The following is a 19,962-nucleotide window of genomic DNA, read 5'->3' as shown; positions in this document are numbered from 1 at the left end:
TTATAAATAAGGATAAATAATCTTAAAAACCATATCTAAAACCAATGTCAATAAAACGATGGCAATAGTATGAACTAACCTTTTACTGTTAATGGCAATTTTCATTCCTACCACCAATAAGTGAAAGAAATAATACAATAATAAAATACCCAATAAACCACTAATCGTAAGAATAATCAGGTTTCTGGTATCCATCTTAATATTCTTGATATTTCCATTTTCGAGCTCTTTTACCATAGAATTACTAACTTCCATCGTAAATGGATTCATGGTTATCAAAACCACTATGATCAGCGCTAACTGAGCAATCAGAACAGCAATCAATACATCTATAAATCTGGTTTTTGAGTAAACAATTTTGCCATAGGCGAACATACACACTGTCAAGCCTGCCGTATTAATGGAGCCATTCAATAAGCACCTCCAATATTCTTTCGGTTCTGATAAATGCAACTGAATAATTCCATCATTGATAAAGTGTAGAGAATAACTCAACACACTCATCAAGGAAAAACCTATAATGCCAATGATTAACAATTTTTCGCTGGTAACATCCTCAAATGGATTTAAAAGGACATTCATAAAATCTCTAGAACTCATCTTTATATGGTTTATATTGGTTTATAATCTTTTGGACCTCTTCAGGTTTTTGTGTTCCAATCAATATTTTGCTGCTATCTTTTAGAACCAATTGTAGACCTTGATTTCCTTTTGCAGTCATTGCTCTTCCATCCTTGCCAAACCGATAACCCCAGCCACCAAAATCTGAAATACTATACGTTCTTACATAAGCATATGAAACTGTATCCCAAGGTATAAACTTTTTCCAAACGAAAGGTATAAACACAATATAAATACCTTCTGATGTATAATTAGTCTTCAGCCGTAATAACATTAAACCAATTAAAACAATTCCAGTAATAATAATCCCAGGATTTTTAAGTATCCCAATAGGATTGTTTATATCTTGATAAACCTGATAACCAAAAATAGGCAGGATGATCAACAATAGCCATACGGCAAACATATTCTGAGACTCTCTAAAACTTGTCATGTTTAAGTAGTTTGAAGTGATTTAACTTTATGGATTAGATCATCTAATTTATTGCGCACTGTAGGATAACTCTTACCCATCTTGCTGGCCATCTCTTTCAAACTTCCAGAATTCAAAAGAAATTCAATGATGAATTCTTGCTCTTCGGGATCCAGTCGCATCAAAAGTGGAAAATTAAACTTTCCAGCAACCTCGGTTTCACAGCTATCGCAACGTAATTTAATAACCGTCAATTCATTATTACATGCTGGACATTGAATTGGAAACTTCATATTATAAAATATTATATTAATAAAATTAAACAATACTTTAATAATATTAAAATTATTATCAATATTTATTAGGAAAGGAATTGTTGAATACTAAGAAATATTCTTATTTGTATATTTGCACAATTTAATTAAGAAATGAGAAAGATATTAGGATTTATCCTTACCCCCATATTTTATATTTGCTTTGTATTATCATTGTTGATTTTTCATCCTATTCAATGGTTATGCCTAAAAATTGGAGGTTATTCTGCACACAAGAAAAGTGTGGATATTTTAAACGGATTTTTGGTTGCCTGTAATTACATTCTTTTCAATAGAACACAATTTATTGACAATAAAAATATCCCTGTTGGAAAACCTATCGTATTTATTGCCAATCACCAAAGCACATATGATATTCCACCGTTAATCTACTTTCTAAGAAGATTCCATGGAAAATTTATTTCCAAAATTGAATTGATGACTGCAAATATTCCAAGTATTTCATTTAATCTAAAGCATGGAGGTGCTGCTAATATTGACAGGAAGGATCCAAAGCAATCGATCGCTGAAATTCTAACATTAGCAAACAACATGAAGAAAAACAATTGGTCAGCTTTTATCTTCCCGGAAGGGACTAGAACGAAAACTGGCAAAATGAAAGCATTTTCAGTTGGAGGAATTGCAACGCTGTTAAAGAAAAATCCCGATGCGCTAGTTGTCCCAATCGCGATAAATGGTTCTTATAAAATGGTACAATGGGGAGTGTTTCCTTTAAGACCCTTCACTCATATGTCCTGGGAAGTTTTGGACCCTATCGATACTAATGGCTTGAATGCCGAAGAAATTGTGAAAAAAGCGGAAGATCTAATCCGTCAAAAAGTTAAAGAAGAAAACTTCTAGTTTATTTGACAGTCCTTCCCTTCCAGTCATATTTCCCAATGTTTCCAATTATTCCAATGTAAACTAGATACAGCGAATGGATTACCGACAAGAAAGGTAAATTCCATAACAATTCGCGACGTCCTACAAAAGAAACAATCGGATATAAAAAGGCAAGCTCTACCCCTATCTTCATTAATAAGGAGATAATTACCAATTCGCTGGCTTCAAAGATTCCAAACAATAAGAAAATAAGACTCAATAATAAAGACAGGTTGAACAACCAGATACAAACTCCCAGCACAACGACCTTTTTGTCCTTGTATTTGGTACTTTTGGATGCCCAACGTTTTCTCTGGCTCAGGAAAGATTTAAGATTTTCTTTTGCATCTGTATAGACAACTGCTTCTCTAGACTTACAGAAACCAATACGGTCGGCATATTTTTCAGCAACTTTATGCAGCAATAATTCATCATCCCCCGACGCCAATTCATCAATACCGTTAAACCCTCCCATCTCAAAAAACAAGGATTTCCTATAAGCTAGGTTTGCTCCATTGCATGTTGTTGGGTTCCCGTTACCAATACCAGCAGCACCCAAGCCTATAAGATATAAGAATTCTAAGGTCTGTAATTTCTCAAAATAGGACTTCTCCTCATCATAGCACACGGGTGACGATACCATCAATTTATTGTGGAGTTCCATATATTGAATGATACTGAGCAACCATTTTGATCCCATCCGACAATCTGCATCTGTAGTGACAATAATTTCTCCCGAGGACTCATTAATCGCACGATTGATAGCAAATTTCTTATAAGAATTGAGTTTGTTGCCCTCATCCAAGGTGATTAATTTCACTCCTTTACCTGCATAGCCTTCTACAATCTCTCCAGTTCTGTCAGTAGAATGGTCATCAACAACAATAATCTCCAATAGTTCCTTAGGATATTGCTGAGCAACAATATTATCCAACGTTTTCCCGATATTATGTTCCTCATTTCTTGCAGCAATAATCACTGTAACCTTAGAAATAGGCATCTTGGAATGATTAGTAAAATATGGCAATTTCATCCAACCATTGCGCATATAAAGTACCAAGACCACATAGACCATGGTCATGATAAACAGAAAAAAACTAAGATTTATTATCACTGATGTAATTCACGTTAAAAACAAAAAATGCTCCTATGATTGCAGGGAATATCAAATTAACAAACCAAACACAGGACACAATCGCCATTACTGCAATTTCTTGCGTAGTAATATAAGCATACAAATTGCTAGCCACAAAACTACGAACACTAAAGTCAAAAATATCTAAAGAAGGTACGGCAGATTGAATAAAAAACATAATAAATATCATTAATACCATAGAAACAATTGGCAAGTCCGGCAAAATGACCAGCATCAAAATGATATATTGTGAGGTAAAAATCGCAAAACGAAATGCTGACAAGAATAGAACGTATGCTAACTCCCTAACAGAAAAGTCCTCCAATACCGCAAAAAACGGCTTTATTTTCTGTAAGAACTTAACCTTGCCAACTAAATAATCAACCCAAGAAACATTGAAATATAGGATTACAAAAGCTAGAGCATAAATCACGGCAATAATCCATATACCAAAATCGACGGAGGACGGAGTATCAATAAACGTAGTGACAAACCAAGCGATGCTCAAAGAACCAAACACACTGGTAAGCACTAATTGAGCAAACAACCCAACTCCCATCGCAACAGCACCAGTAGCCCTGTTTTCCGGTTTCAACAGCATCACCCTACCTCCATATTCACCGATACGGTTTGGTGTGAATATAGCCCAAGTAAGTCCGCAAAAAACAGATTTAGTAGCCTTCCAAATGCTTAGTTTCTCGATCCTGCGACTCAAGAACCGCCATTTGATGACTTCCAAAAACCAATTCACGAACATCAGCAGTACTACAGCAAATAAGATCAATCGAATCGTCAACGGATCGATTTGATGAATTAAATGTTCAAATTCTATCAAATTCTTCTGATTGTTAACCTTTGTAACAACAAACCACATTGCTAATGCAACGATGGCTATTTTTATCAGTAGATTGAGATATTTACGCTGTGTCTGTGTCAACTTTATTTATGAAAGCACAATTTTAACAATTTTTTAATAAATAACCGTTTTTAGTGGGCAATGTTTAGAAAATCGTATTATTGCACTATGCAAAAGGAACCAGCAAAAGAGCGGATAATATTGGGGATAGACCCCGGCACAGTGGTTTTAGGATATGGTATCCTAAAAGAAGTGAACAAAAAAATCTCGCTGATCACGCTGGGAGTTATAAAAATGGGGCATTTGGACGATCATGGCCTTAAGCTTCAACGCATATTCAAAAAAACGAGCGCTCTGATTGCTGAGTATAACCCTGATTGCGTCGCTTTGGAAGCCCCTTTCTACGGCAAAAACATTCAAGTGATGCTAAAACTCGGACGTGCACAGGGTGTTGCAATGGCCGCCGCGCTAAACGCAGACATCCCAATCTTTGAATACTCTCCGAGAAAAATAAAACAGTCAGTTACCGGTAATGGGAACGCCAGCAAAGAACAGGTCGCAGCCATGTTACAAACGCTGCTCTCATTTAAAGAAACACCCGAGTTCCTGGACGCAACAGATGGCTTGGCCGTAGCAGTATGCCATGCATTCCAACAAAATCAATCAACAGGTGGAAAAAACTACTCCGGTTGGGAAGCATTCGTAAAAGATAACCAAAAAAGAATCCGTTAAAGCTGAACCTGCCGGATTACATTTTTGACATTGAGCTCAATTATATCCGTCATCGAATGGCAATGGTAGTATTTTTCATTATTATAGTATTTTGCATAGCCATCACGAAGTCTCTCGATATTCTCCTTGGTGGATAATATCTGGGTCTTGGAAGCATCTCGAAGGTCCTTGATACGGTGCCTTTCACTTCGAACCCTATGAACAATCGAAGAACGCTCTTCTTGTTGATATTGCAAGACGGTCTTCTCATTCAAATGCTCCATAGATAGTTTCACGTAAGGTAGATTTTCCTTGAAGAATTGAGGCATATAAACTTTGATATTACCTTCATAAAACTGTTGGTCGAAATCAATTGCCCTAATCCGAAACTGAAAATCGTCAAAATCAGGAGTAATCTGCATAACAAAATTATAAGCCCGCATATCTCCCAACATCGATATAATGCATCGCTCATTGAACTTTACAAATTCCTTAGCAATCCTGGTTTGATTATAATCCGGAGTTTCCATACGGGTTTTGGCAAAGGTATCTCCAGGTATGCCGACAATATGCTCCTCTACAAGGGTATCCTTATCATATATATAATTGACTTGATTTGGAGAAACAATCTCTTCGAGCTCCAATCCATATATCCGAGAAGCATCTGCCTGTTTGATATAAAAATAATCATAAACGTCATTCAGTCGATTGACAATCTTGACACGAAAAGGATGGGTATTTCCAAAAGCACAGAATTCAATTTTCTCAATAACCTTATGCTGGACTATTCTGGTATTACCGGAAGCTTTTAATTGGGCATAGACAATTTTCAATTGATCGTAGAGCACATCTTGGATATGTGGCGGATATAAGGGAATTTCCCAAAGCGTATCATTTCCAAATTTATCCAATGAAGGGATGGTTTCTTGGAAACTCAGCAAATCAAAGTAAGATAACGGAAGCTTAGCATCTCGCTGATAAGCTTTTAGGTATTTCAACAAGCCTGGTCCAACTGGAAAAATTGGTTTTTTCCTTGAAATCTTTACATCATCTTCTTTCATAACACTCCAATGTGATTAAAAACTAAAGTACGAAAAATAGTTGTTGTATACAGCAATGTAAAAATGTTAAAAAAAATGACATAAATTTACAATTGATTATTATAATCACAATAATTGTTATTATTTTTGAAAAAATTAGAAAATAAGAATTATTATTTGAAAGGCTTATAAATGGAAGAAGCTCCCCGGGCGAGGAGCTTCTACGCTAACCAATTATAAACCTATGTTATTTTGAGGGAAGTAACATGCAAACATTGTAATGTTTTAACATGTTTGTTGATACAAATTTAATTTTTATACCAAATAAATTAAAATTTATTTGATTTTTTTAGATATTTTTAAAAAACATAAGACAAATAAACAGATAAATACCATTTTTATGGAAAAAAACTATTCAAATTACGATTTAGACAACCTAGATGTTCAAATTTTATCCATTTTAATGGAAGATGCCTCAATTCCCTATACTGAAATTGCTAAAAAACTAATAGTTTCTGGTGGAACTATCCATGTTCGCATGAAAAAAATGGAAGAATTGGGAATAATTAGAGGATCAAACTTAATTATCAACCCTCAAAAGGTTGGATTTGACATCACAGCCTTCTTAGGAATCTATTTAGAGAAAGGTTCTCAGTATTCTGATGCCGTAGAACAGCTAAGACAAGTAAAAGAAGTGGTAGAATTACACTATTGTACAGGTCAATACAGTATGTTCGCTAAGATTATCTGCAAAGATACCTCACACTTACGTAAGGTATTGAACGAAGATATTCAAGGTTTGAAAGGAATTCAGCGTACAGAAACCATAATTTCCTTAGAAGAGAGCATCAAAAGACAAATCACACTATAAAAAAAGCGGGCAATGCCCGCTTTTTTTTCTTATTATCTATTTTTTTAGATTATTCCTCCCAAAAGATCGATATAATATCGAATTCCTGCTCCAATTTCATCCACATATATAAATTCATCTGCAGAATGGGACCTCGCAGAGTCGCCAGGGCCAGTTTTTATAGATGGAATCGATAAAATCGCTTGATCACTCATCGTCGGACTACCATACAATTCTTTACCCAAAGAAATGCCTGACAAAACTATCGGATGATCGATAGAAATAGATGATGGATTCAAACGAGTAGAACGTGCTTCCACATTCGATCTCACATTTTCTTTAATAATATCCAATACCTCGAGATTGGTATAAACATCGGTAGTCCTTACATCAACAACAAACTTACAACTGGCAGGCACAACATTGTGCTGAGAACCCGCTTCTATCATCGTAACGCTCATCTTAACCGGACCTAAAAATTCTGATTTCTTCGGAAACTCAAAAGTATTGAACCAATTGATATCCTTAATTGCTTTATAAATAGCATTATCACCCTCTTCCCTGGCAGCATGGCCCGATACTCCAATTGCTTCGCAGTCCAATACCATCAATCCTTTCTCAGCGACAGCCAAGTTCAGAAGTGTTGGCTCACCAATAATGGCAAATTCGCATGGCTTGACATGCTTATATGCCTCTTCCAATCCTCCCTTGCCAGAAACCTCTTCTTCAGCAGATGCTATCAAACACAAATTGAAAGGCAAGTCCTCTCGATCGTAATAATACCGAAAACAAGCAATTAGGGAAACTAGACAGCCTCCAGCATCATTACTCCCTAAGCCATATAGCTTACCATCTTCAATTACTGGAAAATACGGATCCTTTAGATACCCTGGATTAGGTTTCACCGTATCATGATGTGAGTTCAAAAGAATAAATGGCTTAGCATCATCAACAAACTTATTGTAGGCTATCACATTATTCCCAACCCTCTCGGTTCTGATTCCTTTTGAACTTAGGAATTCCTCTAATATCTGAGCTGTTTGATCTTCTTCTCTACTGAAAGATTGAATCGTAATCAATCGTTTCAGAAGAACTGTACTATCATCAATTAAATGCTCAATATTAGTCATTGTATAAACCTCCTGCTTTTTTTGCAGACAATTTAATTCCCTTGATAAATGCAGAACTGAAACCATTGTGTTCCATTTCGTTCAGTCCAGCAATTGTACATCCTTTTGGAGATGTCACCTTATCAATTTCACTTTCAGGATGACTTTCCATTTGGAGCAATAGATCTGCAGCTCCCTTAGCGGTCTGTATTGCCATCTTTAAAGCATCATGTGCATGAAATCCAATTTCTACACCACCTTGTGAGGCAGCACGAATACTGCGCAAGAAAAAGGCAATTCCACAGGCACACAAAGCCGTAGCTGAAGTCATTAGGTCCTCATTGATAACTACTACAGAGCCTACGGATTCGAAGATTTTTGAAACTTCGTTTACCTTTTCCTCTGCTGCACTGTCCGTAGCAATACAGGTCATGGACTGGCCAATAGCAATGGCCGTATTTGGCATTGCCCTGACCACAATTTTATCTTGACCCAATACTTCTTTGATATCATGGCAGGTAACGCCAGAAACCACCGAAATAATGGTCTGTGAAGATGACAATACCGGAGCCAACTCATCCATTACCTTACGAATCTGCTGAGGCAAAATCGCTAGAACGATGAATTCTGCTTCTTTTATAGCCTCCGCATTTGAATCACTAACATTATAACCCTGCTCTTTTTCTTGAGAAAGGGATGCAAGGGTTCTTCTTGTAATGGTAATTTCACCAGCTTTGCAATAATTTGACTTGACCAGGCCTTTTGCCAAGGATAATCCAATATTACCGCCTCCAATAATTGTTATCTTATTCATTTTATTTAGGTTTATGCAATCAAGCAAGTACCAAATTTCCTTTGCTGGAACAAATGCAGATTATTGGCATTACCAATATAGACATTGCTCACTCCTTTAGATATAGCATCAAATGCATTGAATAACTTAGGGATCATTCCATCATGGATAGTCTTGCTTTCTTTAAGTCTTTCAAATTCTCCTGAACGTATAGTTTCGATGACAGAGTTTTCATTATCGATATCCAATAATACTCCATTTTTGTCAAAACAATAAATTAAAGATACTTCATATAATTTTGAAAGTGCGACTGCCAGCGAAGAAGCTATCGTATCAGCATTCGTATTCAGCAGTTGACCATTTCCATTGTGCGTAATAGCTGAAAAAACAGGAATAAATTCTGCTTCCAACAATTTTTTAATGGCTAAAGAATCTATAGAATCCGCTAGAATATCGCCAACAAAACCATAATCAATTTCTTTTACAGGTCTTTTGACTGCTTTAATCACGTTTGCATCTGCACCACATAAACCAATGGCATTGCAATTATATTTCTGCAAAGATGCTACTATGTTTTTATTGGTCAGTCCCGCATACACCATGGTTACAACATCTAACATGGCAGCGTCCGTAATACGACGTCCTTCTACCAATTTGGCTTCAATGCCCATATCTGTTGCTATGCGTGTTGCAATCTTGCCCCCACCATGAACCAAAATCTTACGTCCTGGCAAAGCTGAGAACTTCTCAAGAAAAGTTTGTAATTGATCAGGATTGTCTATGACATTTCCGCCAATCTTAATAATATTTAATACCGACATTATCGTTTAAGCCTTCAAATCTTCTAACATTCTTTTCAACACCACCTGTGCTGCCCAAACCCTATTACTAGCTTCTTTGACAACTAATGAATTAGGTCCATCTAATATCTCCGAGGAAAGCTCTAAATCCCTTCTTACAGGCAGACAATGCATCACTTTAGCATCATTGGTCAGCTTAAGTTTATCATTGTCCAAAAGCCAGTTTTCATTAACAGGATAAACTTCTCCATATTCTTTGAATGAAGACCAGTTCTTTACATAAACAAAATCAGCTCCATCCAATGCTTGGTCAAGATCTGTTGTTATGTTTGCACCATTTGTAAAATCTTCAGACAATTCATATCCTGCAGGTTGAGCAATTGTAAAGTCTACCAACCCTTCTTCTTGTGCACGGCACATCCATTCTGAAAACGAATTAGGTACCGCCTGAGGCAAAGCCTTTACATGTGGTGCCCAAGCCAAGACAACTTTCGGCTTATCGGTCTTTTTATACTCCGTAATGGTAATTAGATCCGTCAAACTCTGTAGCGGGTGTCTCGTTGCGCTTTCAAGTGAAACTACTGGCACGCCACAATATTTAATGAACTTGTTGAATAGATCTTCCGAATAATCGGCTTCTTTGTCCTTCAATGTCGGAAAAGATCGAAGGCCTAAAATATCACAATATTCCCCCATTACGGCTGCTGCCTCACGGATATGCTCTACAGTAGTACCGTTCATGATAACTCCATCACGAGTTTCCAATGCCCAGCCATCTTTGTCCATATTCATCACCATCACATTCATCCCTAAATTCATCCCTGCTTTCTGGGTACTCAAGCGAGTCCTTAAACTCGGATTAAGAAATACAAGACCCAACATCTTGTGCTTACCCAAATTCTCATCAGCATAAGGCTTGGATTTAATCTCTAACGCTTCAGAAACGATGTTCTTCAGATTATCTACGTCTGCAACGGAAAAAAACTTCTTCATTTAATCTTTATACTGTTTTATGCTTTTAATCTTTCGTCAAAAGCAGTTAAAAATTGATCTGCAATCTCATTTGTAATGTTCAGTGCAGGCAATAACCTGATCACATTCGGTTTTGCTTCGCCTGTGAATATACGATTCTTAAGCAAAAGATCTTTCTTTACATGAGCCAACTCAGCTGGCAATTCAATACCAATCATTAAACCTCTACCTCTCACTTCTAAAACCTTATCGAATTTCTTAAGCTCATCAATCAAATATTGACCAACCTTGGACGCGTTTTCCATGAGGTTATCTTTTTTGATAATGTCAAGAACAGAAATTGCTGCCGCACATGCCAAATGGTTACCTCCGAATGTAGTACCCAACAAACCAAATGAAGCTTTGAATTTTGGGGAAATAGAAATACCGCCAATTGGGAAACCATTGCCCATCCCTTTTGCCATAGAATATATATCTGCGTCTACTCCTGCATAATCATGAGAATAGAAGTTACCGGTCCGTCCATAACCACATTGAACTGAATCTGCGATAAACACAGAACCATATTGATCACATAAACTTCTGATCAATTTCAAGAACGGTATAGAAGCCTCACGGATACCACCCACACCCTGAATACCTTCAATAATAACAGCTGCAATTTCTTCACCATATTCATTGAAAGCTTTTTCCAAAGCTTCCTCATCATTAAATGGAAGGAATACGACATTGTCAGTCTCATTTACTGGAGCAACAATATTTGGGTTATCAGTAGCTGCAACAGCTAATGATGTACGGCCATGGAAAGATTTATTGAAAGCGATAATTTTCTTCCTTCCAGTATGGAATGAAGCTAATTTAAGAGCATTTTCGTTGGCTTCAGCACCGGAATTACACAAAAACAGAGTATAATCTTGTCGTCCTGAAACTTCGCCCAAATGCTTTGCTAATTGTTGTTGAATAGGAATCAATACAGAATTGGAATAAAATCCGATTTTGTTTAATTGATCAGTTAGGCTTTTTACATAATGTGGATGAGTATGTCCGATGGAAATTACAGCATGTCCACCGTATAGATCCAAATACTCATTGCCCTGTTCGTCCCATACTGTTGAGCCTAATGCTTTGACAATATTGATAGGGGTAACAGGATATACGTTAAATAGTTCCATGAAATGAAAAAAAATATGCTAAAGTTTAGTAATAGTCAAATGTACAAATAAATATATAGCTGAACTTACTTAAAAAGTGTATAAAATAAAAAAGTCCTCTTGATTAAGAGGACTTTTCTATGATTCGTTTAAAGATTATTCATCAACTTTTTTACCACCGTCTAATTCGGCTTTAAGTTTTTCTAATTCTTCGAATTTACCATCAGCAGCTAGTTGCGCTTGTTCAGCCCAAGTAGTTGGATCTGCAGTGTTAAAGTTAGAACCAGCTTCAGTTAAGATTTCTTTAACTTTCTCAGCATCAGTTTTAGCTAATTCAGCGTAAGTTGCGATACCAGCAGTTGCTAATACTTCTGCAATCTTAGGACCGATACCTTCAACGATTGTTAAATCATCGCCAGCTTTGTCAGCTTTTGCCTCTTTAGATTCAGCAGTTGAAGTAGCTTTCTTTTTAGAAGAACCGCGACGACGAGTAGTTTTCTTCTCAGCTTGAACAGTTTTACCGTAGATTTCGTTGTAATCAACTAATTCGATAAATGCCATCTCAGCGTTGTCACCTAAACGGTTTTCTAATTTAATGATACGAGTGTAACCTCCTGGACGAGATGCTACTTTTTCAGAAATCTCGCGGAACAAGATTGAAACTGCATCTTTGTCTTTCAAGTAAGCGAATACCGTACGACGTGAGTGAGTAGTGTCGTTTTTAGATTTTGTAATCAAAGGCTCAACATACGTACGTAATGCTTTAGCTTTAGCTAGAGTAGTTGTAATACGTTTGTGTTTGATCAATGAAGTCGCCATATTAGCTAACATCGCCTTACGGTGACTGTCAGTGCGGCCTAAGTGATTTACTTTTTTTCCGTGTCTCATTTTAGTTTTGATTTTGTGCGTACCGTTCTTTCTTTATGGAGTATTCCATATTCAAGAGGAATTACGCAACAGGTCGCTTATATTATTTTAATTATTATTCTTCGTCCAATTTGTATTTAGACAGGTTCATACCGAAAGATAAACCTTTAGATTTCACTAATTCTTGGATTTCGCTCAACGATTTTTTACCGAAGTTGCGGAATTTCAACATATCAGCTACGTCATAAGTTACTAATTCAGCCAAAGTGCGGATATCAGCAGCTTTCAAACAGTTCAAAGCACGAACTGAAAGATCAAGATCCACTAATTCAGTTTTCAAGATTTTACGCATGTGTAAAATTTCCTCGTCTACTACTTTAGTTTCTTCTTTAGTTTGAGATTCTAACAACATGTTTTCGTCAGAGAACAACATGAAGTGTTGAATCAAGATTTTAGCTGCTTCTTTCAAAGCGTCTTCAGGGTGAATAGAACCATCTGTAGAAATATCTAACAACAATTTCTCGTAGTCAGTTTTTTGTTCTACACGGTAGTTTTCAATGGTATATTTTACATTCTTAATTGGAGTGTAGATTGAATCAATCGCAATAACTCCAACAGGACCGTCAACCACTTTATTTTCTTCTGCATTAACGTATCCACGGCCTTTTGCAACTGACAATTCAACTTCTACAGTTACTGAACTATCCATGTTACAGATGACCAAATCAGGATTCAATACAGTAAAATTATTGGAAAACTTCGTAATATCACCAGCTGTAAATTGATCTTGACCATTGATAACCACAAAGATTTTTTCGTTATCGCCCTGTTCACCACTTTTTTTGAAACGTACTTGTTTCAAGTTCAAGATGATCTCAGTAACGTCTTCTACTACACCTTTAATGGTAGAGAATTCGTGCGACACGCCTGAAAATCTTACCGACGTAATTGCATATCCTTCTAAAGAGGACAATAAAATACGGCGTAAAGCATTACCAATAGTAACTCCAAAACCTGGCTCTAGTGGACGAAATTCAAAGGTACCATCAAAATCAGTTGATTTCTGCATGATAACTTTATCCGGTCTTTGAAATGCTAAAATTGCCATTTATGTTCTTTTAAGTTTATTTACTATTTATGAAAACAACAACATGCTCTTTTAGAAAAGGCATGTTGTTATTAATTATTATTTAGAGTACAACTCTACAATTAAGTTCTCTTTAATGTTTTCTGGAATATCAGCTCTTTCAGGGAAGTTAACAAACGTTCCTTGTAATTTGTCTGCATCCCAATCCAACCAGCTGAATTTGTTGATTTTTCTTCCAGCTACTGAAGTTACGATTGCCTCTAATGATTGAGAACGTTCGCGAACTGCAATAACATCACCTGGGCGGATACTGTATGATGGAATGTTAACAACTTGACCGTTAACAGTAATGTGCTTGTGCGAAACTAATTGACGAGCAGATGAACGTGTAGGAGCGATTCCTAAACGGTATACGATGTTATCTAAACGTGCTTCTAATAATTTCAAGAAGTTCTCACCAGTAACACCTTGTTTTGCTGCTGCCTTAGCAAATAAGTTAGCGAATTGACGCTCTAATACACCGTAAGTATATTTTGCTTTTTGCTTTTCTAACAACTGAATTGCGTATTCAGATTGTTTACCTCTTCTTTTCGATGGTCCGTGTTGACCAGGAGGGTAATTCTTTTTTTCTAATGCCTTATCTGGGCCGAAAATTGGCTCTCTAAATTTACGAGCTATTTTGGACTTAGGTCCTGTATATCTTGCCATTTCTTATTCTGTTTGAAGTATCTATCAGCCTTTAACTGACGAATCTTATCTTAAACAAATCTGTTTATTAAACTCTTCTGCGTTTTGGAGGACGACAACCGTTGTGAGGAAGTGGAGTGATATCCTTGATTGTTGTTACGTCGATACCAATTGTTTGCAATGAACGGATTGCAGACTCACGTCCTGCACCCGGACCTTTAACGAAAACTTCAACTTTACGCAATCCTAAATCGTGTGCAACTTTACCACAGTCATTAGCAGCTTGAGATGCGGCATACGGAGTGTTCTTTTTAGAACCTTTGAAGCCCATTTTACCAGCTGATGACCATGAAATTGTTTGACCTTGATTGTTAGTCAAAGTTACGATAATGTTGTTAAAAGTAGCGTTGATATGAGCTTGTCCAACAGGCTCGATAACTACGATACGTTTTTTAGTAACTTTTTTACTTTTAGCCATTTCTTACTTATTATTTAGTAGCTTTTTTCTTGTTTGCAACTGTCTTACGTTTACCTTTTCTGGTACGCGAGTTATTTTTAGTACGTTGTCCACGAACAGGAAGGTGTTTACGGTGACGTAATCCACGGTAACATCCAATATCCATTAAGCGTTTAATGTTCAATTGAACCTCTGAACGTAAAGCTCCTTCTACCTTAATCTCATCGTTGATGATAGTACGGATAGCTGCTAATTGATCATCATTCCATTCTTGAACTTTAACATCTTGACTGATGCCTGCTTTCTCTAGGATATAAGCAGCAGTAGAACGACCAATACCGAAAATATAGGTAAGGCCAATGATGCCTCTTTTGTTTTTAGGTAAATCTATACCTGAGATCCTTGCCATATAATATTTTAAGCGATTATTTTAAAATTAACCCTGACGTTGTTTGAACTTAGGGTTCTTTTTATTGATTACAAATACTTTTCCTTTACGACGGATAATTTTACAATCCGCACTACGTTTTTTTATTGATGCTCTAACTTTCATTACAGTATATTTTTAAAAGCTATTTATTGAAGAAACTTACGTTTATTTATAGCGGTATGTAATTCTTCCTTTTGTTAAATCATATGGTGACATTTCCAATTTAACCTTGTCACCTGGTAATATTTTGATATAATGCATGCGCATTTTTCCAGAAATATGAGCGATGATCTCATGCCCATTCTCTAATTCAACGCGAAACATCGCATTTGAAAGCGCTTCTTTGATTATGCCGTCTTGTTCAATCGAGGCTTGTTTAGCCATATAATCTATTATTTAAAATTATGATAAACCCGCAAACAGGAGTGCAAAGATAAATAAAAATAATTGAATACCAACTACTTTTTATTTAAAACTTTCTCTATTGCTTCAAAATTCAAAAGCACGTCTGGACTGCCCTTTCTTATCGCTACCATCTGTTCAAAATGTGCAGAAAGCTTTCCATCAACTGTACTAACTGTCCAACCATCGTCCCAAAACTTGACCCCTGCTTTTCCAGCATTGATCATCGGTTCGATACAGATAATAAGACCTTCCTCTAACTTTGGTCCCGAACCACGCTTGCCGTAATTTGGTACCTCTGGTTTTTCGTGCAAATGAAAACCTACTCCATGACCAACTAATTCGCGAACGATACCATATTTATATGGTGTTACATATTCTTGAACTGCTGCGGAAATATCTCCTACACGTTTACCTGCGATTGCTTGTTCGATTCCTGCTTGAAGCGAAGCTTTTGTTACATCTAACAATTGTTGCGCTTCTTCAGAGATCTCACCTACAGCAAAAGTATATGCAGAATCGCTGATGAACCCGTTCAAATTAACACCGCCATCCACTGTCACGATATCACCTTCTTTCAGAACATAGTCACTTGGGAATCCATGAACAACTTGATCGTTCACAGAAATACACAGTGAGTACGGAAATCCTTGGTAATTCAAAAACGCTGGAGTTCCTTTATGGTCTTTGATAAAGTCGAAGGCGAATTTATCAAGTGAAAGCGTTGTAATTCCTGGTTTAACTAACCCTGCAATTTCAGCAAGTAATTGCGAGAGTACATTTGCTGACTCTCGCACTTGCTCAATTTCATCTGCTGTTTTATAATATACTTTAGACATTCAAACTTATAATGCGGATTGATCATAGCCTTCAACAGTAGTCGCAGTGCTTCTACCTTTTACGCGGCCAGTTTTCATCAATCCATCATAATGACGCATTAACAAATGACTTTCAATTTGCTGAATCGTATCCAATACTACCCCTACTAGAATAAGTAAAGAAGTACCACCATAGAAATGTGCAAATTGATTGTTTACTCCAAATAATGTTGCAATTGCTGGCAAGATCGCGATGATCGCCACAAATACAGCACCAGGGAAGGTAATATGTGATATTACGTTGTCGATGAACAAATTGGTTTCATACCCTGGTTTGATTCCTGGGATAAAACCACCGTTTTTCTTCATGTCCTCTGACATCTGTTGTGGGTTAACCATAATCGCCGTATAGAAGAAAGTAAATGCAATGATCAACAAAGCAAATACGACGTTATACGTAACGGAAGTATAGTTACTCAACGAATTCAAGAAGTCTGATTGGACATTCGGGAAGAACTGAGTCAAGGACATCGGTAAAAACATAATCGCCTGAGCGAAAATGATTGGCATTACACCCGCCGCATTTACCTTTAAAGGAATGTATTGACGCACACCACCAATCTGTTTGTTACCTACAATTTTCTTTGCGTATTGTACAGGGATCTTACGAACACCTTGTACAACTAGAATCGTAAAGATTACGACAAAGAACAGAGCAACAAACTCCAATAACAATGGAATAGGACCACCACCACTTGGGCTCATCCTAGATGCCCATTCTGCAGTAATACCTGCAGGAAGCTGAGCAATAATACCAGCCATAATGATTAATGAAATACCATTACCAATTCCTTTATCGGTAATCTTTTCACCTAGCCACATCACAAACAATGTACCTGCAGTCAATACGATAGCTGAAAGAATAGAGAACATTGGGTCCGCAATAGTCTTAGCTTCAGGTCCGATTTGGGTCTTCACATAAGCTACGGCTTGAACTAATGTAATCGCTACTGTTAGGTAACGAGTGATATTGTTCATTTTCTTACGGCCAGATTCACCTTCTTTCTGCATCTTTTGAAACGCAGGAACAGCAATCCCCAATAGCTGAACTACGATAGATGCTGAGATGTATGGCATTACACCAAGCGCGAAAATAGCTGCACGAGAGAAAGACCCCCCTGCGAACATATTAATCAGGTTCATGATGTCATTACCACCTTCTCTATTTACTACCAATGCCTCTGGATTGACACCTGGTAAAACCACGTGACAACCAATTCGGTATATTAAAAGAAAAAGTAACGTATTAAGAATACGATTACGTAATTCTTCTATCTTCCATATATTGGTTAAGGTTGTGATTAGTTTCTTCATGTATTATTACAATTTAACGATAGAACCACCTGCTGCTTCGATAGCTTTTTGAGCTGAAGCTGAAAATGCATGGGCCTTTACTTCTACTTTAGCGGTTAATTCACCACGACCTAAGATTTTGATTAAGTCATTTTTAGAAACTAATCCGTGTTCTTTTAAAGTATCGAAATCAACAGTTGTTAGGTTATATTTCTCAACGATAGTTTGAAGTACGTCAAGGTTTACACCTACGTATTCTACACGGTTAATGTTTTTAAAACCAAATTTAGGTACGCGACGTTGAAGAGGCATTTGACCACCTTCGAAACCGATCTTAGTAGAGTTACCTGAACGAGATCCTGCTCCTTTGTGACCACGAGTTGATGTACCACCACGGCCAGATCCTTGTCCACGACCAATACGTTTTTTAGTTTTAATTGAACCAGCTGCTGGTTTAAGATTACTTAAGTTCATTTTTAATCAAATTGTGCTACGCCTTCGCTCTCACTAAACAGGCCTTAGCATTCCATAAATTTATTAACAAAGAATGGAAAGGAAGTGAGTATCCTTTCCATCTATTCTTATTAAATAGTTTCGATAGCTACTAGGTGGTTCACTTTACGAACCATTCCAATGATTGCTGGTGTAGCTTCAACTTCTACCGAGTGGTTGATTTTTTTCAGACCTAATGCTTCGATAGTTTTCTTTTGGCGCTCGCTTCTGTCGATAACGCTCTTTATCTGGGTGATTTTAATTTTTGCCATGATATTAACCGTTAAATACTTTGTTTAAATCGACACCACGTGTTTGTGCTACTGTATAAGCGTCACGCATATTAGCTAATGCATCGATAGTTGCTTTCACCACGTTGTGTGGGTTTGAGGAACCTAATGATTTTGCTAATACGTCAGTAATGCCTGCAGATTCCAATACCGCACGCATTGCACCACCTGCTAATACTCCGGTACCACTTACAGCTGGTTTGATTAAAACCGAACCACCTGAATATTTACCGTATTGTTCATGAGGTACAGTACCTTTGATAATAGGAACTTTTACTAAGTTTTTCTTTGCATCATCGATACCTTTAGTGATAGCTTCAGTAACCTCTTTAGCTTTTCCTAATCCGTATCCTACGATTCCGTTTTCATCTCCTACTACCACAATAGCAGAGAAGCTGAAAGTACGACCACCTTTGGTCACCTTGGCTACGCGTTGGATGCTTACTAAGCGATCTTTTAATTCGATTTCGCTTGATTTTACTCTTTTAATATTGCTTAATGCCATTTTCTTTCTTTAATTAAAAGTCTAAACCGCCTTCGCGAGCACCTTCAGCCAATGATTTGATACGGCCATGGTATAAGTACCCATTACGGTCAAAAACTACTTTGCTAATTCCTGCTGCAACCGCTTTTTCAGCAACTAATTTACCTACTTCTTTCGATTGATCAACTTTGTTACCTGATCCAGCAAATTCTTTTGACAAAGTAGATGCTGAAGCGATTGTTTTACCAGTTGTATCGTCGATGATCTGAGCGTAGATTCCTTTGTTACTTCTAAAAACCGTCAAACGAGGACGTTCAGTTGATCCAGCCAGGTGTTTTCTAATTCCTTTTTTGATTCGCTCTCTGCGAGTTGATTTAATTCCTGCCATGGTTATTATTTTTTAGCTGATTTACCTGCTTTTCTTCTTAATACTTCACCTGCAAACTTGATACCTTTACCTTTGTATGGTTCTGGTTTACGGAAGCTACGGATTTTAGCCGCTACTTGACCGATCAATTGTTTGTCGATAGATTCCAAAGTGATAGTAGGGTTTTTACCTTTATCAGCAGTTGTTGTTACTTTAATTTCCTGTGGCAATACGAATACAATCTGGTGAGAGAAACCTAAGGTTAACTCTAGCGTATTACCGTTGTTAGCAGCACGGTAACCCACACCAACTAATTCTTGGGTAGTTTTGTATCCCTCAGTCACACCTACTACCATATTGTTCAATAGGGCGCGGTATAGACCATGTAATGCTTTGTGCTTTTTTTGTTCAGTAGGACGAGTCACGACGATGTTACCATCTTCTTCTTTAACGGTGATGTCGCGGTCTACTTGTTGTGTTAATTCACCTTTAGGGCCTTTAACAGTCACCAGATTCTTATCTGAAACTGTAATCGAAACACCCGAAGGTATTGCGATAGGCGCTTTTCCAATTCTTGACATT

Annotated in this window: 28 protein-coding genes; 3 read left to right on the top strand and 25 right to left on the bottom strand. The window is 37.0% G+C overall.

From position 1 onward, the window contains the following. The 3 genes from CRT24_RS06130 to CRT24_RS06120 are packed head-to-tail and all read right to left on the bottom strand — an operon-like array spanning position 1 to position 1,326. Positions 1–600, bottom strand: coding sequence for a hypothetical protein (locus CRT24_RS06130; protein WP_099370357.1), 600 nt, complete (start codon positions 598–600; stop codon positions 1–3). Continuing rightward, entirely contained in the window at positions 590–1,054 is a 465-nt protein-coding gene (locus tag CRT24_RS06125; RefSeq protein ID WP_144034515.1) for a hypothetical protein, read from the bottom strand. The genes CRT24_RS06130 and CRT24_RS06125 overlap by 11 nt, the downstream gene beginning before the upstream one ends. A 2-nt stretch (positions 1,055–1,056) precedes the next feature. Continuing rightward, entirely contained in the window at positions 1,057–1,326 is a 270-nt protein-coding gene (locus tag CRT24_RS06120; RefSeq protein WP_099370355.1) for a DUF2089 family protein, read from the bottom strand. Between the two features lie 135 nt (positions 1,327–1,461). Between CRT24_RS06120 and CRT24_RS06115 the strand changes: the two genes are divergently transcribed. Beyond that, positions 1,462–2,208, top strand: a complete 747-nt coding sequence (locus CRT24_RS06115; RefSeq protein WP_099370354.1) for a 1-acyl-sn-glycerol-3-phosphate acyltransferase — start codon at positions 1,462–1,464, stop codon at positions 2,206–2,208. 1 nt (position 2,209) lies between these two features. Here the strand turns inward: CRT24_RS06115 and CRT24_RS06110 are convergent, their stop codons facing one another. Beyond that, complete coding sequence (locus CRT24_RS06110; protein WP_099370353.1) at positions 2,210–3,310, bottom strand: glycosyltransferase; 1,101 nt, start codon at positions 3,308–3,310, stop codon at positions 2,210–2,212. Positions 3,311–3,326: 16 nt separating this feature from the next. Continuing rightward, a complete protein-coding gene (locus CRT24_RS06105) occupies positions 3,327–4,301 on the bottom strand; it encodes a lysylphosphatidylglycerol synthase domain-containing protein (RefSeq protein ID WP_099370352.1) in 975 nt (324 codons plus the stop codon). Positions 4,302–4,388: 87 nt separating this feature from the next. On the opposite strand from CRT24_RS06105, the gene ruvC reads away from it, so the two are divergent. Beyond that, positions 4,389–4,952: a crossover junction endodeoxyribonuclease RuvC gene (gene ruvC, locus CRT24_RS06100; protein WP_093100364.1), complete on the top strand. Its 564-nt coding sequence runs from the start codon at positions 4,389–4,391 to the stop codon at positions 4,950–4,952. On the opposite strand, the gene CRT24_RS06095 is transcribed toward ruvC, so the two are convergent. Next, a complete protein-coding gene (locus tag CRT24_RS06095; RefSeq protein WP_099370351.1) occupies positions 4,949–5,992 on the bottom strand; it encodes a hypothetical protein in 1,044 nt (347 codons plus the stop codon). The two genes, ruvC and CRT24_RS06095, sit on opposite strands and share 4 nt — an antisense overlap. 379 nt (positions 5,993–6,371) lie before the next feature. Between CRT24_RS06095 and CRT24_RS06090 the strand changes: the two genes are divergently transcribed. Next, entirely contained in the window at positions 6,372–6,842 is a 471-nt protein-coding gene (locus CRT24_RS06090) for an Lrp/AsnC ligand binding domain-containing protein (RefSeq protein ID WP_099370389.1), read from the top strand. Positions 6,843–6,886: 44 nt separating this feature from the next. Here CRT24_RS06090 and CRT24_RS06085 read toward each other — a convergent pair whose 3' ends face one another. The 19 genes from CRT24_RS06085 to rplF form a co-directional block, all read right to left on the bottom strand. Further along, positions 6,887–7,951 (bottom strand): M20 family metallo-hydrolase, encoded by a 1,065-nt coding sequence (locus CRT24_RS06085; RefSeq protein WP_099370350.1) that lies wholly within the window; start codon positions 7,949–7,951, stop codon positions 6,887–6,889. After that, the gene (gene proC / locus CRT24_RS06080; protein ID WP_099370349.1) at positions 7,944–8,744 is read right to left on the bottom strand and encodes a pyrroline-5-carboxylate reductase; all 801 of its coding nucleotides are present in this window, start codon (positions 8,742–8,744) and stop codon (positions 7,944–7,946) included. The genes CRT24_RS06085 and proC overlap by 8 nt, the downstream gene beginning before the upstream one ends. Before the next feature lie 11 nt (positions 8,745–8,755). Beyond that, a complete protein-coding gene (gene argB, locus CRT24_RS06075; RefSeq protein ID WP_099370348.1) occupies positions 8,756–9,544 on the bottom strand; it encodes an acetylglutamate kinase in 789 nt (262 codons plus the stop codon). Between the two features lie 6 nt (positions 9,545–9,550). Continuing rightward, positions 9,551–10,516, bottom strand: a complete 966-nt coding sequence (locus tag CRT24_RS06070) for an acetylornithine carbamoyltransferase (RefSeq protein WP_099370347.1) — start codon at positions 10,514–10,516, stop codon at positions 9,551–9,553. A 17-nt stretch (positions 10,517–10,533) separates the two neighbouring features. Continuing rightward, a complete protein-coding gene (locus CRT24_RS06065) occupies positions 10,534–11,667 on the bottom strand; it encodes an aspartate aminotransferase family protein (protein WP_099370346.1) in 1,134 nt (377 codons plus the stop codon). Between the two features lie 135 nt (positions 11,668–11,802). Continuing rightward, positions 11,803–12,534 (bottom strand): 50S ribosomal protein L17, encoded by a 732-nt coding sequence (gene rplQ / locus CRT24_RS21395; RefSeq protein ID WP_099370345.1) that lies wholly within the window; start codon positions 12,532–12,534, stop codon positions 11,803–11,805. Between the two features lie 94 nt (positions 12,535–12,628). Next, the gene (locus CRT24_RS06055) at positions 12,629–13,621 is read right to left on the bottom strand and encodes a DNA-directed RNA polymerase subunit alpha (RefSeq protein WP_093100377.1); all 993 of its coding nucleotides are present in this window, start codon (positions 13,619–13,621) and stop codon (positions 12,629–12,631) included. 78 nt (positions 13,622–13,699) lie between these two features. Further along, positions 13,700–14,308: a 30S ribosomal protein S4 gene (gene rpsD, locus CRT24_RS06050; protein WP_099370344.1), complete on the bottom strand. Its 609-nt coding sequence runs from the start codon at positions 14,306–14,308 to the stop codon at positions 13,700–13,702. A 67-nt stretch (positions 14,309–14,375) separates the two neighbouring features. Next, positions 14,376–14,765: a 30S ribosomal protein S11 gene (gene rpsK, locus CRT24_RS06045; RefSeq protein ID WP_099370343.1), complete on the bottom strand. Its 390-nt coding sequence runs from the start codon at positions 14,763–14,765 to the stop codon at positions 14,376–14,378. 10 nt (positions 14,766–14,775) lie between these two features. Then, positions 14,776–15,153 (bottom strand): 30S ribosomal protein S13, encoded by a 378-nt coding sequence (gene rpsM / locus CRT24_RS06040; protein WP_094257893.1) that lies wholly within the window; start codon positions 15,151–15,153, stop codon positions 14,776–14,778. A 27-nt stretch (positions 15,154–15,180) separates the two neighbouring features. After that, positions 15,181–15,297, bottom strand: a complete 117-nt coding sequence (gene ykgO, locus CRT24_RS06035; protein ID WP_013665024.1) for a type B 50S ribosomal protein L36 — start codon at positions 15,295–15,297, stop codon at positions 15,181–15,183. Positions 15,298–15,339: 42 nt separating this feature from the next. Beyond that, positions 15,340–15,558: a translation initiation factor IF-1 gene (infA, locus tag CRT24_RS06030; RefSeq protein WP_021071231.1), complete on the bottom strand. Its 219-nt coding sequence runs from the start codon at positions 15,556–15,558 to the stop codon at positions 15,340–15,342. Positions 15,559–15,632: 74 nt separating this feature from the next. Beyond that, positions 15,633–16,415 (bottom strand): type I methionyl aminopeptidase, encoded by a 783-nt coding sequence (map, locus tag CRT24_RS06025; RefSeq protein WP_099370342.1) that lies wholly within the window; start codon positions 16,413–16,415, stop codon positions 15,633–15,635. Positions 16,416–16,421: 6 nt separating this feature from the next. After that, a complete protein-coding gene (secY, locus tag CRT24_RS06020; protein WP_099370341.1) occupies positions 16,422–17,768 on the bottom strand; it encodes a preprotein translocase subunit SecY in 1,347 nt (448 codons plus the stop codon). A gap of 6 nt (positions 17,769–17,774) precedes the next feature. Further along, the gene (rplO, locus tag CRT24_RS06015; RefSeq protein WP_099370340.1) at positions 17,775–18,221 is read right to left on the bottom strand and encodes a 50S ribosomal protein L15; all 447 of its coding nucleotides are present in this window, start codon (positions 18,219–18,221) and stop codon (positions 17,775–17,777) included. A 110-nt stretch (positions 18,222–18,331) separates the two neighbouring features. Then, a complete protein-coding gene (rpmD, locus tag CRT24_RS06010) occupies positions 18,332–18,511 on the bottom strand; it encodes a 50S ribosomal protein L30 (protein ID WP_021071227.1) in 180 nt (59 codons plus the stop codon). A 4-nt stretch (positions 18,512–18,515) separates the two neighbouring features. After that, on the bottom strand, positions 18,516–19,034 hold the full coding sequence (gene rpsE / locus CRT24_RS06005) for a 30S ribosomal protein S5 (protein WP_093100392.1): 519 nt from the start codon (positions 19,032–19,034) through the stop codon (positions 18,516–18,518). 13 nt (positions 19,035–19,047) lie between these two features. Further along, positions 19,048–19,401, bottom strand: a complete 354-nt coding sequence (gene rplR, locus CRT24_RS06000; protein WP_093100394.1) for a 50S ribosomal protein L18 — start codon at positions 19,399–19,401, stop codon at positions 19,048–19,050. A gap of 5 nt (positions 19,402–19,406) precedes the next feature. Next, the gene (gene rplF, locus CRT24_RS05995; protein WP_099370339.1) at positions 19,407–19,961 is read right to left on the bottom strand and encodes a 50S ribosomal protein L6; all 555 of its coding nucleotides are present in this window, start codon (positions 19,959–19,961) and stop codon (positions 19,407–19,409) included. Between the last annotated feature and the right edge of the window lies 1 nt (position 19,962).

The sequence above is a fragment of the Sphingobacterium sp. 1.A.5 genome, assembly GCF_002734235.1.
In the GTDB taxonomy this organism is placed as follows: Bacteria; Bacteroidota; Bacteroidia; order Sphingobacteriales; family Sphingobacteriaceae; genus Sphingobacterium; species Sphingobacterium daejeonense.
This window is presented reverse-complemented; position numbering and strand designations above follow the sequence as displayed.

What these genes read in the sequence shown, in the direction of transcription:
- CRT24_RS06110 (WP_099370353.1), bottom strand. Translation starts at nt 3,310, where the DNA reads ATGACCATGGTCTATGTGGTCTTGGTACTTTATATGCGCAATGGTTGG.
- rplQ (WP_099370345.1), bottom strand. Translation starts at nt 12,534, where the DNA reads ATGAGACACGGAAAAAAAGTAAATCACTTAGGCCGCACTGACAGTCAC.
- argB (WP_099370348.1), bottom strand. Translation starts at nt 9,544, where the DNA reads ATGTCGGTATTAAATATTATTAAGATTGGCGGAAATGTCATAGACAAT.
- CRT24_RS06065 (WP_099370346.1), bottom strand. Translation starts at nt 11,667, where the DNA reads ATGGAACTATTTAACGTATATCCTGTTACCCCTATCAATATTGTCAAA.
- CRT24_RS06120 (WP_099370355.1), bottom strand. Translation starts at nt 1,326, where the DNA reads ATGAAGTTTCCAATTCAATGTCCAGCATGTAATAATGAATTGACGGTT.
- CRT24_RS06070 (WP_099370347.1), bottom strand. Translation starts at nt 10,516, where the DNA reads ATGAAGAAGTTTTTTTCCGTTGCAGACGTAGATAATCTGAAGAACATC.
- rplR (WP_093100394.1), bottom strand. Translation starts at nt 19,401, where the DNA reads ATGGCAGGAATTAAATCAACTCGCAGAGAGCGAATCAAAAAAGGAATT.
- CRT24_RS06055 (WP_093100377.1), bottom strand. Translation starts at nt 13,621, where the DNA reads ATGGCAATTTTAGCATTTCAAAGACCGGATAAAGTTATCATGCAGAAA.
- CRT24_RS06115 (WP_099370354.1), top strand. Translation starts at nt 1,462, where the DNA reads ATGAGAAAGATATTAGGATTTATCCTTACCCCCATATTTTATATTTGC.
- secY (WP_099370341.1), bottom strand. Translation starts at nt 17,768, where the DNA reads ATGAAGAAACTAATCACAACCTTAACCAATATATGGAAGATAGAAGAA.
- CRT24_RS06125 (WP_144034515.1), bottom strand. Translation starts at nt 1,054, where the DNA reads ATGACAAGTTTTAGAGAGTCTCAGAATATGTTTGCCGTATGGCTATTG.
- map (WP_099370342.1), bottom strand. Translation starts at nt 16,415, where the DNA reads ATGTCTAAAGTATATTATAAAACAGCAGATGAAATTGAGCAAGTGCGA.
- ykgO (WP_013665024.1), bottom strand. Translation starts at nt 15,297, where the DNA reads ATGAAAGTTAGAGCATCAATAAAAAAACGTAGTGCGGATTGTAAAATT.
- CRT24_RS06130 (WP_099370357.1), bottom strand. Translation starts at nt 600, where the DNA reads ATGAGTTCTAGAGATTTTATGAATGTCCTTTTAAATCCATTTGAGGAT.
- rpsM (WP_094257893.1), bottom strand. Translation starts at nt 15,153, where the DNA reads ATGGCAAGGATCTCAGGTATAGATTTACCTAAAAACAAAAGAGGCATC.
- rpsE (WP_093100392.1), bottom strand. Translation starts at nt 19,034, where the DNA reads ATGGCATTAAGCAATATTAAAAGAGTAAAATCAAGCGAAATCGAATTA.
- rplF (WP_099370339.1), bottom strand. Translation starts at nt 19,961, where the DNA reads ATGTCAAGAATTGGAAAAGCGCCTATCGCAATACCTTCGGGTGTTTCG.
- CRT24_RS06090 (WP_099370389.1), top strand. Translation starts at nt 6,372, where the DNA reads ATGGAAAAAAACTATTCAAATTACGATTTAGACAACCTAGATGTTCAA.
- rpsK (WP_099370343.1), bottom strand. Translation starts at nt 14,765, where the DNA reads ATGGCTAAAAGTAAAAAAGTTACTAAAAAACGTATCGTAGTTATCGAG.
- rpsD (WP_099370344.1), bottom strand. Translation starts at nt 14,308, where the DNA reads ATGGCAAGATATACAGGACCTAAGTCCAAAATAGCTCGTAAATTTAGA.
- ruvC (WP_093100364.1), top strand. Translation starts at nt 4,389, where the DNA reads ATGCAAAAGGAACCAGCAAAAGAGCGGATAATATTGGGGATAGACCCC.
- rplO (WP_099370340.1), bottom strand. Translation starts at nt 18,221, where the DNA reads ATGAACTTAAGTAATCTTAAACCAGCAGCTGGTTCAATTAAAACTAAA.
- CRT24_RS06095 (WP_099370351.1), bottom strand. Translation starts at nt 5,992, where the DNA reads ATGAAAGAAGATGATGTAAAGATTTCAAGGAAAAAACCAATTTTTCCA.
- CRT24_RS06085 (WP_099370350.1), bottom strand. Translation starts at nt 7,951, where the DNA reads ATGACTAATATTGAGCATTTAATTGATGATAGTACAGTTCTTCTGAAA.
- proC (WP_099370349.1), bottom strand. Translation starts at nt 8,744, where the DNA reads ATGAATAAGATAACAATTATTGGAGGCGGTAATATTGGATTATCCTTG.
- rpmD (WP_021071227.1), bottom strand. Translation starts at nt 18,511, where the DNA reads ATGGCAAAAATTAAAATCACCCAGATAAAGAGCGTTATCGACAGAAGC.
- infA (WP_021071231.1), bottom strand. Translation starts at nt 15,558, where the DNA reads ATGGCTAAACAAGCCTCGATTGAACAAGACGGCATAATCAAAGAAGCG.